Below are 14,567 nucleotides of genomic sequence, written 5' to 3'. Positions count from 1 at the left end.
TCAGGAGGAGCAATGGGCAAGATGACCGAGGCCGAAGCCGAGGCTGTGTTCGCGGAGATCGACGCGGACGGAAACGGGGAGATCCGGCTGAGTGAGTTGCGGGACTACGGGAAGGCCCACAGCGGCGCCGTCGAAGGGGTGAAACTCGCGGACGTCGTCCGAGGGGCCGACACGGACGGCGATCGGCGGATCACCCTCGCCGAGTTCAAGTCCTTCTTCGCCTGACCGATCGACCTGCCGGTTCGGTGCGGGCGCCCGCACCGACTCGGTGCGCGCACCGACATCGAGGTCGGCGACGCCCCACCCGCTGGCTCGACCGCACCGTGTCCGCCACCGTTTCAGGGCTGTCCGTGGACCATTTACGGGACAGCCCTGAATGTGTGATGCCATGCGCCGACCGGGTCGCCTCCGAGGCCACCCCCTGCCGCCAGGAGTCGGCCCACCGTCCGCCTCAGCCCTCCTCACGTGGGGGTTGCTCGCCGGCAGGGCGGGGCTCAGTGCCGTTCCGGTCGTGCTCGGCGGGAGTTGCTCCCTCGGTACTGGTCGGTTGAGGGTAGCGGGTGCTCAGCACTACGGATGCCGCCAGGATCACCACGATGACCGCCAGGCTGACCGCTGACGGGATCTCGGGGATGGTGGTGCTGAAGAGCTTGTGGGACGCTTGAAGGATCAACTTCACGCCGATGAACGACAGGATCATCGCGAGGCCCTTGCTCAGGTAGTGGAAGCGGTCGAGCAACCCTGCGAGCAGGAAGTACAGGGCACGCAGGCCGAGGATGGCGAACGCGTTGCTGGTGTAGACGATGAAGGCATCGTCACTGACCGCGAGAACGGCCGGCACACTGTCGACGGCGAAGACCAGGTCGGCCGCCTCGATCGCGGCCACGACCGCGAGCAGCGGCGTGGCGACCCGCTTGCCTGCCTCCATGACGAAGAACTTCATCCCGGCGTACTCGTCCCGGACCGGCACGAACTTCCTCAGCAGCCGCACCGCGATGCTCCTGCCTGGGTCGAAGCTCTCCTCTTCCCCCTTGAGGATCTTGTACGTGCTGTAGAAGAGGATGGCCGCGAAGACGAACAGCACCGCCGTGAACCTGCTGACCACAGCCACGCCGGCGGCCAGGAAGAGGCCACGGAAGACCAGCGCGCCCACGACGCCGAAGAACAGCACACGGTGCTGGTAGGCGCGCGGGACCTTGAAGTAGGCGAAGATCAGCGCGAAGACGAACAGGTTGTCGACCGACAGGCTCTTCTCCAGCAGCCACGCGGTGGTGTACTCCACGCCCGGCGTCGTGCCCAGAACCAGGAAGACAACCATGCCGAAGACGACTGCGAGACCGACCCACGCTCCGCTCCACGCTGCGGCTTCCCTGAAACCGATGACGTGCGCATCCCGGTGGGCCAGCAGGTCCACCGCCAGTGCCACGACCACAGTGACCACGAAGACCGCCCACAGCCAGAACGGCACATCCTGCACGGAAGACACCTCACACGGGCAGTGGGGAAGGTAAGCCTGCCTCAGGGAGAGTGTTCACCACGTGGCGTGTACTTATCGCCCGAACCACACGATAAGCACCCATTTCTGTATTCGGCGGGCATTCTGCCGCGATCCGCCCGGGTGGCGCAGCCGGCCTGGGCCAGGCATCACCCTGGCGATGTCCCAGGCGGGTGCGTACGCCGTGAAGCGGGTGCCGGTTGTGGTCAGAGGACAGCTGAAGGCGGCCACGATGCCGCGATCGATCCATGGCCCCGCGTGCCGGGCCGCAGCCCGCGCCGCGAGCACGCAGAGATCCTCGCCGCCATCGCAGCAGGCGGGGTCCTGGGGGCCAGTGCCCGCTACGGCGCCACCCTGATCTGGCCCACCGGGACCGGCGCCTTCCCCTGAACCACCGTCTGGATCAACGTCACCGGCTGCGCCGCCATGCGCATCCTCATGGTCCTGGTCACCGAACGCTTCACCCCCCATCCCCTGACCCGGCCGTTCCTCGGCACCGGCGTCCTCGGCAGCTACACCACTTTCTCCACCGCCGCCCTCGACACGAAGAAGCTCCTCGACGGCCACCACGGTGCCCGAATCAGTGCAGCACCTCATCGGCCCCGGCCTGTGCGCAACGCTCAGCACCTACTCCACGTTCTCCTCCGAAAACCTGCGCCTGGCCGAGACCGGCTCCCGCTGCTTCGCGATCGCCAACGTCGGCGTCAGCCTTGTCGCGGGCCTCGGCACCGCCTACCTCGGCCGCCCTCGCCCAGGCACTCCTCGGGTGAACAAGGGGTCCAGCCGATCCGGCGGTGCCCCTTGACCGGCCAGCCGGTGTGCAGGCCGGTCACTTCCGTTCAGCAGCAACTGCTTTCGGCGAGGGTGTCCTTGGACCAGGACCAGTTTCAGCGGGGGTTCGATGATGGCGAAGTCGGCGTAGCCGTCGCGGAGTCTGGCGGGCTCGGTGCCGAACAGCTTGGTGTGGAAGGCGATGGACGCCTCAAGGTCGGGGACGCGCAGTGCGGTTGGACGCGGGACATGACGACCTCCTGATGCAGGGGTGGGGTGTTCAGCAGCAGCCGCCGGTCGATGCGGGCGCGCCGATGCCGATCTGCACCAGTGCGGGAGCGGGGGCGCAGCAGCTGCCTCCGTCGGCCTGAGCGGTTTCCGGGGCGTCGAAGAGGCCGGCGCCGCCGCAGACCCCGGTCTCGGGCAGGGTGAGTTCGACGCGGTCGGCTGCTTCGGTGTCGCCGGAGATGGCGGCGGTGACCGAGCGGACCTGCTCGTATCCGGTCATGGCGAGGAAGGTCGGGGCGCGTCCGTAGGACTTCATGCCGACCAGGTAGAGGCCGGCCTCGGGGTGGGACAGTTCGCGGTGGCCGTGGGGGTAGACGGTGCCGCACGAGTGCTGGTTCGGGTCGATCAGCGGCGCGAGCGCAACGGGGGCTTGGAGGCGCTCGTCCAGGGCGAGGCGAAGCTCGGACAGGAAGCCGAGGTCGGGGCGCAGGCCGGTCAGCACGATGACCTCGTCGACCGGCTCCAGGCGCTGCCCGTCGTCGCCGGTCAGGATCAGCCGACCGTCGGCGTCGCGTTCGATCGCGTGGGTGCGGAAGCCGGTGACGGCGTCGGCGTGGCCGTTGTCGACGGCGGCCTTCGCGGCCAGGCCGAGGGCGCCGCGGGCGGGGAGCTGGTCGGCGCTCCCGCCGCCGAAGGTGGAACCGCTGATGCCGCGGCGGAGCACCCAGACCGCGTGGGTGCCCGTGCCGTCGTCGGCCTTGGCCAGGGCGGCGAGCGATGCCAGGGCGGTGAAGGCGGAGGCGCCCGAGCCGATGACCGCGGTGCGCTTTCCTGCGTAGCGGGCGCGGACGGCCGGGTCCCCGAGGTCGGGCACGCGGTAGGTGATGTGGTCGGCGGCGGCGCGTTCCCCGAGTGCGGGCAGGCCGTTGCCACCCGCGGGGGAAGGCAGGGACCAGGTGCCCGAGGCGTCGATGACCGCTTGGGCGAGCACCCGTTCCTCGGTTCCGTCGGTGAGCGTGTAGTGGACGGTGAAGGGCTGGGTGTCGCGGTCGGTATCCACGATGCGGTCCCGGCCCAGGCGGGAGACCCCGGTGACGGTCGCGCCGTAGCGGACCGCGTCGCCGAGTGCGCCGGCGAGCGGCTGCAGGTACAGCTCCACCCAGTCCCCACCGCTCGGGTACGTGTCCGTGGCGGGCTTGGTCCAGCCGGTGGGGGCCAGCAGCTTCTCGGCGGCGGGGTCGGTCAGCTCGGCCCAGGTGGAGAACAGCCGCACGTGACACCAGCCGCGTACCGCGTCCGCGGCGGCCGGGCCCCGCTCCAGGACGAGCGGGGTCAGGCCGCGCTCGACCAGGTGGGCGGCTGCGGCGAGCCCGGTGGGGCCGGCGCCGACGACGACGACCGGCAGCTCGGTGGTGGCGGGTGCTGGCATGACGGTGCCCTTCTCCCAGCGCGATCCGGCGTTCACCGGGCCGCTGTTTCGATGTTTGTCGATACCTCGTAGGTTGCCTCCCTTATCGACGAGTGTCAACATAGACGCATGTCGAATTCGCAGATCGTCGAGCTGCCCGTCATCCAGGACGAGCCGGTGGCGCCGTGCTGCCCGCCGATCACCGCGGGCGAGCTGTCGGCGGCCGACGCGGAGAAGATGGCCGCGATGTTCAAGGCACTGTCGGACCCGGTGCGGCTGCGGCTGTTCTCGAAGATCGCCTCGCACCCGGGCGGCGAGGCATGCGTCTGCGACATCCAGGACGTCGGCGTCTCACAGCCGACCGTCTCCCACCATCTGAAGAAGCTCCGCGAGGCGGGCCTGCTGACCTCCGAGCGGCGCGGGACATGGGTGTACTACACCGTCGCCCCGTCGGTGGTGGCGGGCATGTCGGCGATGCTCGACGTGCAGCGCTGACCATTTCGGCGGTCCCGCCGGCCAATCCGGCGGCGCTTGCCACTTGACGACACTCTGCGCACCTCCCCCACCGCGACACCGACGAGGCGTTCCCGCAGCTCGCCCAGAACCGGCACAGCGACCTGGTGGTGACGACCGTCCTCGCGATCTTGCACCACCCGGCCGATCACAGCACGACCTGCACCGGTGCGGCCGGCACCGCCATCGCCCGCCTGACCTTCGATGCCGGCCTCAAGCGGCGGCGTCGTCCGGTCTCGGCACGGTGAAGACGACGGCGACCAGGACCAGACCGGCCACAGCGCCGACGAGTTGGGCCGCGATGAAGCCGGCGAGGGAGCCGGGGGCGATACCCGCGAAGGTGTCGGTGAAAGTCCGGCCGATGGTGACCGCCGGGTTGGCGAAGGAGGTGGAGGAGGTGAACCAGTAGGCGGCGCCGATGTAGGAGGCGACCGCGACAGGCGCCAGGTTCAGGCGGTCGGTGCGGGCCAGCCCGAAGATCAGCAGGATCAGGCCGGCGGTGGCCACGACCTCGCCGAGCAGCAGGTGCCCGGCGCTGCGGTCGTGAGTGGAGAATGTCACCAGCGCCCTGCCGAACATCGCGTCGGCCAGGATCGCGCCGCCGATCCCCCCGGCGATCTGGGCGGGGATGTAGAGCGCGGCCTCCCGCAGGGTGACGCCGGGGCCGCCGCGGCGGGCGGTCCACCACTGGGCCAGCGTCACCACGGGGTTGAAGTGCGCGCCGGAGACCGGGCCCAGCAAGGCGATCAGCACCCCGAGGCCGAAGACGGTCGCGGTGGAGTTCGCCAGGAGCTGCAGGGCGACGTCGTCGGTGAGTTCGGTGGCCTGGATGCCCGAGCCGACCACCACCGTCACGAGGGCGGCGGTGCCGACCAGTTCGGCCGCCGCACGTCGGGCCGGCGGCACGCGGGGCGGGGCGGTGCCGGAAACCGGATGCGGCGCGGCGGGCGCAGGGGCGACGGGTTCGGCAGCCGCGTCGGTGGCGGTGTCGGTGGCGCTCAAGGAGGTCTCCGAGTACGGCGACGGCGCCGGCCGCAAGGCCGGCGGAAGGGAGCGGGCGGGGGTCAGGGGCAGGCGCGCTTGGTGTTGTTCAGCTCCGTGTGGCGCGCGGTGGCCGCCAGCTCCGTGAACGATCCGGCGAGCCGCTCCAGGACCTGCGGGCGCAGCTTGTAGTAGGTGAACCGGCCGCACGGCTCGGTCTCGACGACCCCGGCCTCCCGCAGCACCTTCAGGTGGTTGGACAGGTTGGTCTGCCGGGCACCGGTCTCCTCCACCAGGTGCGTCGTGCAGAGCGTTTCACGGGCGAGCAGGGTGACGATCCGCAGGCGCAGCGGGTCGGCCAGCACCCGAAGCAGATCAGTGTCGACTGACGTCAGCATGGGGTGATACTTTCACATCAGTCTGCGCTGATGCCATCCCCGCCCGATTCCGCGCACCCCGAGCAGCCCTCCACTTGCCGGAGGGCTCTGCCCGCATCCGTACCGGCTCCGGCCCCCGCTGCCCCTCCCGACCACCGCCCGCTGACCGCGACCGTGCGTTCCGAACTGCTCGCCACCATCTGCCCTTCACCGCTCCGCTCCACGCCGACAGAAAGAACGAGACCGTGTCCGACAAGCCGTCCGTGCTGTTCGTCTGTGTCCACAACGCCGGCCGCTCCCAGATGGCCGCCGCCTGGCTCACCCACCTCGCAGGCGACCGCGTCGAGGTCCGCTCCGCAGGCTCCACGCCCGGCAAGGAGGTCAACCCGGCCGCCGTCGCGGCGATGGCCGAGGTCGGCATCGACATCTCCGCCGAGGTCCCCAAGGTCCTCACGATCGACGCGGTCCGCACCTCCGACGTCTGCGTCACCATGGGCTGCGGCGACACATGCCCGGTCTTCCCCGGCAAGCGGTACCTCGACTGGGAGCTCGAAGACCCCGCCGGCCAAGGCGTGGAGGCCGTACGGCCCATCCGTGACGAGATCAAGGTCCTGGTCGAGGGCCTGATCGCCGAGATCGCCCCGGACGCCCGGGGGTGAGCGCCGACCAGTCCGCGGTGGGGGGCGCGGTGGTCGTCGGCTCCCAGGGAACCGGGCGCCTGGACGCCCAGGGCTGTCCATCGCGATCGGCCACGACCCGCGCACCGAACTGTTCGCCGGGCGGCTCGACCTCGACGCCGAACGCCACGTCGCCGCATTCACCGACCGCGCCGCAGCAGCCACGCCCGGCCAGGAGACCGACGTACTCGCCGCCCCCCCTGACCGCCCAGGGGACTCAACGCCCCGTCCGGGACCCCGAGGCGCGGGCTCCGGACGACCGCCACGACATCGGCGACACCCGAGAACGGCTGAAGTGGCCGGAGTCAGCGGACGACGGTCGCCAGCACCTCGTTGAGGGCCTCCGTGGAGCTGGGGTGTGTCCAGATGGAGTCGCGGAGCGTCCCGGCGGTCGTACCACTGCGCATCGCCAGCGCCACGGTGTTCACGATCTCCTGCGCGTCCACGCTGAGGATCGCAGCGCCGAGGATCGCGTCGGTCTCGGCGTCCACCACGAACTTCATCAGCCCCCGGGTGTCGCCGAGGATGCTCGCGCGGGGCATCGCCATCACGTCCGCGATCAGCTTGGCGGCCACCCGCACGGGCCGGCCGGTGGCGCGCGCCTCCGCCTCCGTCAGGCCGACCCGGGCCAGCGGTGGTGTCATGAAGACCGTGAACGGGACGGCCACCCGGTCGGCGGTGGAGCGCCGCCCTTCGCCCAGAAGCTGGTCCGCGACGATCCGGTGGTCGTCGAGGGAGACGTAGGTGAACTGCGGCCCGCCGTTGACGTCGCCGACGGCGAAGATGTGCGGGCGGTTGGTGCGCAGGTGCGCGTCCACCTCGACGGCCCCGCGCGCGGTGCTGCGCACGCCGGCGGCCTCGAGCCGTAGCCCGTCCGTCCGCGGCGCCCGACCGGTGGCGGCGAGCACGAGGTCGGCGGTGACGGTGGCCGCGGCCCCGTCGTGCTCGTAGTGGACGACGGCCGCGTCGTCGGTGTCCTCGACACGGGTGACGCGGGCGGAGGTGACGAAGGTGATCCCCTCACCGTCGAGGATGTCCCGCACGGCCTGGGCGATGTCGTCGTCCTCCCGCGGCAGGATGCGCGGGGTGCTCTCCAGGACGGTGACCTCGGTCCCGTAGCTGCTCAGCATCGCGGCGAACTCCAGCCCCTGGTAACCGGCGCCGAGGATGGTGATCCGGTGCGGCATGTCGGGCCCGGCGATCAGGTCGGTGCCGGTGACCAGGTGGGGGCTGTCGCGCAGGCCGGGGATGTCAGGAATCACGTTCTGGGCGCCTGTGTTGATCACGATGGTGTCCGCGGTGATCTCCAGGCGGTCGTCGCCGGCGACCACCTCCACCGTGTGCTCGTCGAGGAAGGCGCCCGTGCCGGTCACCACGGTCACGGAGTCGAGGGTGTCGAGCATGCGGAAGTTCTTTCCGCGCATTGCGGACGTCAGCTCCGCGGTCCACGCGACGGACTCGGCGTACCATTTCGCGCGGTCAGCGCCGTCCGGACGCTCCGAGGCCCGGTGGATGAGGGCCTTGGTCGGTACGCAGCCGATGTTGATGCAAGTCCCGCCGTACATCTTTGCGGACTGCTCCACCATGACGACCCGCTTGCCCGCACGGCCCATGGTCGCCGCCAGCGTCTTGCCGCCCTTGCCGAAGCCGATCACCAGAAGATCCGCGTGCAGTGTGTCCATGTGTAGAGGATCCACCCGCCTGGCTGACCCTACAACGCGGAGAAGGATCAGTTATCGTCGAGATAGTCTCACATCTGCCGGGCACGAGGCTCTCGTGCAGTTCCAGGCGGGGCCAGGACCGGAGGAGACGCGATGGATGCGATCAGCACGCTCATCCGTATGGCCCGCCTGGAGGCCGACCTGGAGGTGCGCTGCCTGCTGACGGGCGGTCACGTCCTGGACAACCCGGCCGGCCCGGCGGGCCAGGTGCCCTTCCACATCCTGCTGGCCGGCCGCTGCGCGGTGCAGACCGGCGGGCGCATGGTGGACCTGGAAGCGGGCGATGTCCTCATCCTTCCGCGTGCCGAGCGACACCGCGTGCGGGTCCGAGCGGACGCGGCTCCGGTGCCACCCGCACGGCACGACGGCGTGTCCCTGGCCACCTTGCGCAGCCCTTCCGCGCCGGACGTGGACCTCTTCTGCGGCCGCTTCAGCTACCGGCCGGGCGCCGGGGACGTGCTCTTCGCGGGGCTGCCCGACATCCTGCACGCCTCGTTCGGCACCGGCGCCGACTCCCCGCTGCGGCTGCTCGGCGAGCTGATGCGAAACGAGGCGGCGCTGGACGGACCAGGGGCCGGAGCCCTGCTGGCCTCGCTCTGCGAGGCGCTGCTGGCGCTCGTCCTGCGCGGTGGCGGCGGCAACTCCGGAGGCGCCGGAGTGTCCTCGTGGACATCCGTGGTCGACCCCGGGTTGCGGGCCGTCATCGAGGCCGTCGTGCACGAACCGGACAAGCCGTGGACGATCGCCGCGCTGGCCGGCGTCGCGGGCGTCTCGCGGGCCACCCTGGTACGGCACTTCTCCGCCGCCACCGGCATGGGTGTCGCCGACTTCCTCACCCGGACCCGGATGACGGTGGCGGCGGACCTGCTGACCACCACGCAGCGCGGTCTGGGGGACATCGCAGAAAGCGTGGGCTACCGCTCGCCCTCCGCCTTCGGGCGGGCCTTCCGGACCATCACCGGGACGACTCCCGCCGGTTGGCGGCGCGCCGCGGCGATGAACGCGCCCGCGGGCGGGACAGCCCCGGGACGCGGGGCGGCAGGGCGGCCGCTCAGGGGGGAATGACCAGCCGTCAGGTCTTCGGCCGGGCAGCATCGGGGACTCGGCGAATGACGCGCTCCCGTGGCGGGCCGAGCCGCCGGTTGGCGTTCCCGGTCGAGTGGACGTCCCGGTTCTGCGGGTGGATCAGTTCGGTGTCTGCGCGGACCCGGTGAGCGACGCCGTCCGGATCGCCTCGATCAGCCGGTGCTGTCGCACCGCGTGGTCGAAGCCCACAAGCGTGGTGGCGCCGGAACCCAGGTCCTCAGCGAGCGTGGCGTAGGTCTGGGCAACGTTGTGGGCCGGCCCTGTGAGGGTGCGCGGCACGCGGCTGTAGTACGCCTCGGGAACCGTCAACTCGGCGACAGCGGTGTCGGCGCCGCGGCCGCCCTGCAGGACCAGGTCGGCGACCTGGAGGTTCCCGTTGACGCCGGGGGCGGTCACCACGAGGTCACCCTCGGTACCGTTGATCTCCCATCGGAAGTTGTCCCCGCGGGAGAACGCGCCACGGTAGTAGACGGCGGCCGTCGCTCCCTGGGTGAGGGTTCCGGCAACGGAGATCTGATCGGGCGCCGTGACCGGCAGCGTCCCGCCGGTATCGGTGACGCGGACCTCGGTTCGGGCCGTCGCCAGCCGGGCGGAGATCTCCGCGAAGTCGCCGAGGACGAAGTCCATGGCGTCCAGGGCGTGGAGCGCCGGTACGGTCAAGGCGGTGGCGCCCCCCGCCGAGTCAAAGGTGTACGCCTGCGCGCTGGTCGTCTCGGCGCCCCAGGCCACCCCGGAGCCCACCATCGTGGTCCCGAGCACCCGGCCGACGTACCCCTCCGCCACCAGGTCCCGGACGTGGCGGATGACCGGAGCGTTCCGGGACTGCAGGCCGATGACCGTGCGTGCACGTGCGATCGCCGCCTGGTCCGCCAGCGACACCGCCTCCTCCAACGAGACGCCCAGCGGCCATTCGCAGTACACGACCTTGCCGGCGGCGAGAGCGGCCGACGCGAGCGCCTTGTGGTGGACGACCTTGACGGCGACGACGACGACGTCGATGTCCGGGTGCGCCACCAGCTCCGCGGCGTTGTCGAACGCCAGGGGCGCACCGTACTCCTTTGCCGCCGCTTCGGCGGACGCCCGTCGGGTGGTCGCGACCGCGCGCAGCTCGAATTCGTCCAGGGCGCGCAGAGCCGGGACGTGGCTGATGGAAGCCCATCCGCCGGTGCTCGCGCCGATGATGCCGACGCCGATCTTCCTCATGACGGTTCCTTGCCTTCAGGGGGTGCGGCCGCGGACGAGGTCGGTGTCCGCCTGAGTGGGAGCGCACTGCGTCCGGCCGGCTTTCGCCTGGTTCCGGCGGTGCTCCTCGCCGCTTGGCTGGATCTCTCCCGGGCTGCGTGGAAGTATTGATGAGATATCTAGTACCTCATCGATACTGCAAGCGTGCCTCGCCGTCCCGACGGACACAAGAACGCACTTTCGCGTGCCGAGCTATACCGAGGGGAAGTAATGGACCCGACTCCCCAGCCCTCTTATGTGTCCTCGACATGCGCCCCGGAGAGCCGTGCGACGATCAGGAACATCCTGGAGCGCATAGGCGACAAGTGGACCGTCGTGGTCATCTGCAACCTGAACGGCGCGTCGCTGCGCTACAACGAACTGCTGAGGCTCAGCGCCCCGATCACCCCGCGCATGCTCAGCGCCACCCTGCGGGCACTGGAGCGGGACGGCATGGTGACCAGGACGGTGCACCCGCAGACCCCGCCCCGGGTGGAGTACGCCCTGACGGAGCGCGGGCTGTCCCTCTTGGTCACGGTCCGTGACCTGGCGCTGTGGGCGGAGCGCGAGCACGAGGCGATCGCCCGATCCCGTGCCGCATATGACGCAGCCAAGGGATCCGCGGTGTCCTGACGCCAGCCCGAGGCGTCGGCCGCACGCTCCGCCCGGCGCCGGACCCGGTGCCGAGGTATTCTCGGATGGTCTCGGCGCCGCCACCTGCGGGTGGTGCGTCTCCTCACCCGCGCGGCCACCGGATCATCCGCGACGCCAGCAGAGCGGTCGCGGCGGGGCCGCGTCCGAACTGGGCGGAGGGCACCCGGCCATGAGAGACCCGCGGAATGACCAGGGGGATGTGCGGGGCAGCGCGACCGCAGAGGACGGGCTGCCCGGGGTACTCCTGTCTCCGCTTGCGGAGTGCGTCACCGCGTCGGACGCCCTTGCGGGCCTCGTCTACCTCGCCGAGCCGAGCGGAGCCCGGCTGAGGGCGGCCGTGATCCAGGGCCCCGTACCGTTCGTCTTCGGCATGCCCGATGTGATGTCCACCGACGCCCCTCATGCCTCCGCCACCGCATGGCGCACGGGTGAGCTCACCGTGGTGGGCGGCCCTGCCCCCGAACCCGGCGGCCCTTCCTTCGCCTATGTGATCCCCTTCCCGTACTCGGCGGTGTCCGTGCCCCTGGTGGGACGTGACCGCCGCCACGGAGCGCTGACCGTCGTGCGTTTGTCGGCGCAGGGCGAGGAGCAGACACCGGACCCCGCGCTGCGTACGCATCTGCGCGCGGTAGGGGATCAGCTCACCGACCGGCTGGACGCCATGGCCGAGCGCGGGGCGGTGGTCGCGCCGGGTCCGCACACGCTCCTGGTGCCTGCTGCGGGAACGAATGGCGACATCGCACGGTCCGCGCAGGACTGGGGAATGCCGGGGGTGGCGGGGTCGTGCGGCCTGTCGCTGATGTACCAGGTCCACAAGCTCAGCACCCGGCTCGCCAGGCTGACAGGGCTGGACGAGATCACGCCGGCGGTGGTCGAACGCCTCATGACGCCTTTCGGGGCCCAGGGGGTCGTCGTGGGCCGGCTGGCCGACGAACGGTTGTGGGTCACCGGCAGTGTGGGCGTGCACTCCGCAGTCGTCCGCGAGCTGCACGGTGCCGGTCTGGTCCCGGGAACGCCGTGGGCGGACGCGGCGCTCACCCATTTTCCGAGGTTCTTCACCAGCCGCGCCGAGCTCAGGAGCCGCTACCCCGGGGCCTTCGACGGTGACGACACGGCGAACAGCTGGGCTGTCCTGCCGTTGTACGTCGGGGGCCGCCCTGTGGGCGTCTGCTGCCTGTCCTTCGCCGAGGAGCGGTCACTCGACACCGAGGAGCAGGCCGCCCTGATGATGCTCGCGGACCTCCTCGCCATGGCGGTCGAGCGCGCCCAGCTCGCGGCGTACGAGCACGTCCTGGCGGAGAGCCTGCAGCGGACGCTCCTCCCGCGTGTGCTGACGGCGCTGCCCGGGGTCGTCACCACCGCCCGCTACGTCCCGGCCAGGACCGATGCCGGCCTGGGCGGCGACTGGTACGACGTGCTGAAGCTGCCCGACGGGCGTATCGGACTCATCGTCGGCGATGTGGAGGGGCACAGCACCGACAGCGCGATCATCATGGGGCAGTTGCGCAGTGCCGTGATGGCTTATGCCAAGGAGGGCCACGATCCGGCCGCGGTGCTCGGGAGGGCCGGAAGCCTCCTCACCGAGCTGGACACCGATCTCATCGCGAGCTGCTGCATCGCTTTCCTCAATCTTGACGACGGTGTCCTCGAGGTCGCGCGTGCGGGCCATCCCGCACCACTCCTGCGCCACCCCGAGGGGCGGCTGGAGTCCCTTGACGACATCGTCGGCGTGCCGCTGGGCCTCACCCCGGCGTCCGCGACGAACTGCTCCACCGTCCTCCCGCCCGGCGCCATCCTGATGCTCTACACCGACGGTCTGCACCGGCCGGACTCCGGCGACATCCCCCCGGCGGCCCTGGACCTGCTGGCGTCCGCGGACGGCGACCTTGAGGAGCTGGCGGACGGCCTGGCGGCAACGGCAGCCGACGGCCACGACGATCTGGCCCTCCTGCTGGTGCACTACGAAGGTGCCGCCGCAGGCGCCAGCCGACGGATCGAGCACATGGGGATTCCGCGGCACGACCTCAGGGGGGTCGCCGATGCCCGGAGGTTCGTCCGAGGCTGCCTGGAATTGTGGAACGTGCCGGAGATCTCCGACGCGCTGGAGATGATCACCTCCGAGGCGGTCACCAACGCCCTCATCCACGCCGACAGCGACGTCGACGTCCGGATGCGCGAGTACGACGACCGCGTCCGGCTCGAAGTCCGCGACTCCGACCCCCACCCGCCGCTGCCCTCCGCCTTGTCGGTCTCGGACGAGGACGAGCAGGCCCACGCCGAGCACGGCCGCGGGCTGGTCATCGTCGACAGCCTGGCCAGTACGTGGGGCAGTTCACCGAACGGCCGCGGGAAGACCGTGTGGATGGAGCTGAAGTCCGAAGGGCCGGACACGCCGGACGCGTAGGGGTGGACGAAGCGAGGCCCACCTGCGAGGAGCGCATCAGGGCAGAAATCGCAGTCGCCCCACTTCACATGCCTTCTTGCGCGGGTCCGGTAGGGGCTCGAAAGCCGCACGGACGACACGTCGAGCCACGCCATGGCCGGGGAGCGCCGGGTTCTCCCTGCGGCCCGGAAGTTGCTCTTGAACACGTTCAAAAACGGTGCCAGACTGGGCACACGATCGGGCGGGGTGGGAGGAGCTGGTCATGGTGAGTGACCGGAGCCACGTCGACTCCCCCGCCGGGTTCTTCGCCCGGCATGGCCAGACCCCGCACGCCACGGCAGGGATTCGGCCGACCCGTCCTGAGTCGGCGAGAACCCTGAACTCCGCTGCCTGCACAGGCGCAAGGCAGGCGGGTCATGCGGCCGGCGGATCCCGTACTCGCCAAGCCGAGGTCGCCCGCCGGCCCCTGGCACGCCCGGAAAGGGGCGCAGATGCAGCTCAGGTCGGCCATCGTGTGGCGTGGTGCCCGTTACGGCATGCTCGCCTCCGCCGCTCCGTTTGCGGTGCTGACCGCCATATCCGTCTTCAGCGCACTCAGGGCAGCCGCCACGGGCGCGGGGGCTTCTGCCCTCGGCACACTGGCATTTGGAGTGGGCATCCTGGCCTGCGGCGCGGCCCTGGGGCTCCTTCCGGGTCTTGCCACAGGGGCCGCGCTGGTTCTGTTGCCGGGAAAGGCACGAGCGCTGACGCCCAGGAGCTGGGCGGCGATCGTCGCCGGTGCCGTCTTCTTCACCGAGAACATGGTCCCGGCTTTCCTCACCGGCGGACCTGTCTGGGTCCTGCTCGCTTTCGTCGGAACCCCGATCGCGGCGGTGCTCGCGGCCGTCCTCACCGCACGTATCCGAGGTGGCTCCTGACGGTGCCCGGGGCAGCTGACCCACCTGCACCAATGAGCCCATCCGCCACCTGAGATGATCCTTCGAACAAGCTGAGCCGGGGTACGGCCGGTGCGGGCCGAGCCGGAGCAGGCTCCCCGGGCCGGCCTGCGCGGG

15 protein-coding genes and 2 pseudogenes are annotated in these 14,567 nt (G+C 70.8%); 10 read left to right on the top strand and 7 right to left on the bottom strand.

All coding sequences use genetic code 11. The features are described 5' to 3' along the window. Positions 1–12 precede the first annotated feature (12 nt). The gene (locus ACGFMP_RS17215) at positions 13–225 is read left to right on the top strand and encodes an EF-hand domain-containing protein (protein WP_393673213.1); all 213 of its coding nucleotides are present in this window, start codon (positions 13–15) and stop codon (positions 223–225) included. Positions 226–451: 226 nt separating this feature from the next. On the opposite strand, the gene ACGFMP_RS17210 is transcribed toward ACGFMP_RS17215, so the two are convergent. Continuing rightward, entirely contained in the window at positions 452–1,477 is a 1,026-nt protein-coding gene (locus ACGFMP_RS17210) for a TerC family protein (protein ID WP_393673211.1), read from the bottom strand. Between the two features lie 276 nt (positions 1,478–1,753). On the opposite strand from ACGFMP_RS17210, the gene ACGFMP_RS17205 reads away from it, so the two are divergent. The 3 genes and pseudogenes from ACGFMP_RS17205 to ACGFMP_RS17195 all read left to right on the top strand — a co-directional run bounded on the left by ACGFMP_RS17205 (position 1,754) and on the right by ACGFMP_RS17195 (position 2,300). Continuing rightward, complete coding sequence (locus ACGFMP_RS17205) at positions 1,754–1,885, top strand: hypothetical protein (RefSeq protein ID WP_393673210.1); 132 nt, start codon at positions 1,754–1,756, stop codon at positions 1,883–1,885. Between the two features lie 36 nt (positions 1,886–1,921). Further along, positions 1,922–2,005 (top strand): annotated as a pseudogene (locus ACGFMP_RS17200) (CrcB protein); the annotation flags it as partial. A gap of 61 nt (positions 2,006–2,066) precedes the next feature. Then, a complete protein-coding gene (locus ACGFMP_RS17195; RefSeq protein WP_393673209.1) occupies positions 2,067–2,300 on the top strand; it encodes a fluoride efflux transporter FluC in 234 nt (77 codons plus the stop codon). 61 nt (positions 2,301–2,361) lie between these two features. On the opposite strand, the pseudogene ACGFMP_RS17190 reads toward ACGFMP_RS17195, so the two are convergent. Both ACGFMP_RS17190 and ACGFMP_RS17185 read right to left on the bottom strand, forming a co-directional pair. Next, a pseudogene (locus tag ACGFMP_RS17190) lies at positions 2,362–2,517 on the bottom strand (glyoxalase/bleomycin resistance/dioxygenase family protein); the annotation flags it as partial. Positions 2,518–2,546: 29 nt separating this feature from the next. Further along, a complete protein-coding gene (locus ACGFMP_RS17185; protein WP_393673208.1) occupies positions 2,547–3,923 on the bottom strand; it encodes an NAD(P)-binding domain-containing protein in 1,377 nt (458 codons plus the stop codon). Positions 3,924–4,031: 108 nt separating this feature from the next. Here ACGFMP_RS17185 and ACGFMP_RS17180 point away from each other — a divergent pair, with 108 nt between their 5' ends. Then, positions 4,032–4,397, top strand: coding sequence for an ArsR/SmtB family transcription factor (locus ACGFMP_RS17180; protein WP_393673206.1), 366 nt, complete (start codon positions 4,032–4,034; stop codon positions 4,395–4,397). A 231-nt stretch (positions 4,398–4,628) separates the two neighbouring features. Here the strand turns inward: ACGFMP_RS17180 and ACGFMP_RS17175 are convergent, their stop codons facing one another. Together ACGFMP_RS17175 and ACGFMP_RS17170 are read right to left on the bottom strand one after the other, a co-directional pair. Further along, the gene (locus ACGFMP_RS17175) at positions 4,629–5,417 is read right to left on the bottom strand and encodes an aquaporin (protein ID WP_393673205.1); all 789 of its coding nucleotides are present in this window, start codon (positions 5,415–5,417) and stop codon (positions 4,629–4,631) included. A 62-nt stretch (positions 5,418–5,479) separates the two neighbouring features. Next, complete coding sequence (locus ACGFMP_RS17170) at positions 5,480–5,794, bottom strand: ArsR/SmtB family transcription factor (protein WP_393673204.1); 315 nt, start codon at positions 5,792–5,794, stop codon at positions 5,480–5,482. A gap of 224 nt (positions 5,795–6,018) precedes the next feature. Here ACGFMP_RS17170 and ACGFMP_RS17165 point away from each other — a divergent pair, with 224 nt between their 5' ends. Next, positions 6,019–6,432: an arsenate reductase ArsC gene (locus ACGFMP_RS17165; protein WP_393673203.1), complete on the top strand. Its 414-nt coding sequence runs from the start codon at positions 6,019–6,021 to the stop codon at positions 6,430–6,432. Positions 6,433–6,755: 323 nt separating this feature from the next. Here the strand turns inward: ACGFMP_RS17165 and ACGFMP_RS17160 are convergent, their stop codons facing one another. Then, positions 6,756–8,132 (bottom strand): FAD-dependent oxidoreductase, encoded by a 1,377-nt coding sequence (locus ACGFMP_RS17160; protein ID WP_393673201.1) that lies wholly within the window; start codon positions 8,130–8,132, stop codon positions 6,756–6,758. 132 nt (positions 8,133–8,264) lie between these two features. Here ACGFMP_RS17160 and ACGFMP_RS17155 point away from each other — a divergent pair, with 132 nt between their 5' ends. After that, a complete protein-coding gene (locus ACGFMP_RS17155; RefSeq protein ID WP_393673199.1) occupies positions 8,265–9,236 on the top strand; it encodes an AraC family transcriptional regulator in 972 nt (323 codons plus the stop codon). A gap of 120 nt (positions 9,237–9,356) precedes the next feature. On the opposite strand, the gene ACGFMP_RS17150 is transcribed toward ACGFMP_RS17155, so the two are convergent. Beyond that, positions 9,357–10,460, bottom strand: coding sequence for a Gfo/Idh/MocA family protein (locus ACGFMP_RS17150; RefSeq protein ID WP_393673198.1), 1,104 nt, complete (start codon positions 10,458–10,460; stop codon positions 9,357–9,359). 276 nt (positions 10,461–10,736) lie between these two features. On the opposite strand from ACGFMP_RS17150, the gene ACGFMP_RS17145 reads away from it, so the two are divergent. From ACGFMP_RS17145 to ACGFMP_RS17135, 3 genes are all read left to right on the top strand, one after another. Further along, positions 10,737–11,111, top strand: a complete 375-nt coding sequence (locus ACGFMP_RS17145; protein ID WP_393673196.1) for a winged helix-turn-helix transcriptional regulator — start codon at positions 10,737–10,739, stop codon at positions 11,109–11,111. Between the two features lie 190 nt (positions 11,112–11,301). Further along, the gene (locus ACGFMP_RS17140) at positions 11,302–13,536 is read left to right on the top strand and encodes a SpoIIE family protein phosphatase (RefSeq protein ID WP_393673195.1); all 2,235 of its coding nucleotides are present in this window, start codon (positions 11,302–11,304) and stop codon (positions 13,534–13,536) included. Positions 13,537–14,006: 470 nt separating this feature from the next. Then, positions 14,007–14,432: a hypothetical protein gene (locus ACGFMP_RS17135; protein WP_393673194.1), complete on the top strand. Its 426-nt coding sequence runs from the start codon at positions 14,007–14,009 to the stop codon at positions 14,430–14,432. Positions 14,433–14,567 lie beyond the last annotated feature (135 nt).

It is taken from the genome of Streptomyces sp. NPDC049040 (assembly GCF_043197715.1).
Taxonomy (GTDB): Bacteria; Actinomycetota; Actinomycetes; order Streptomycetales; family Streptomycetaceae; genus Actinacidiphila.
The sequence above is the reverse complement of the archived record's forward strand: the minus strand, read 5'-3'. Positions and strand labels throughout refer to the sequence as shown.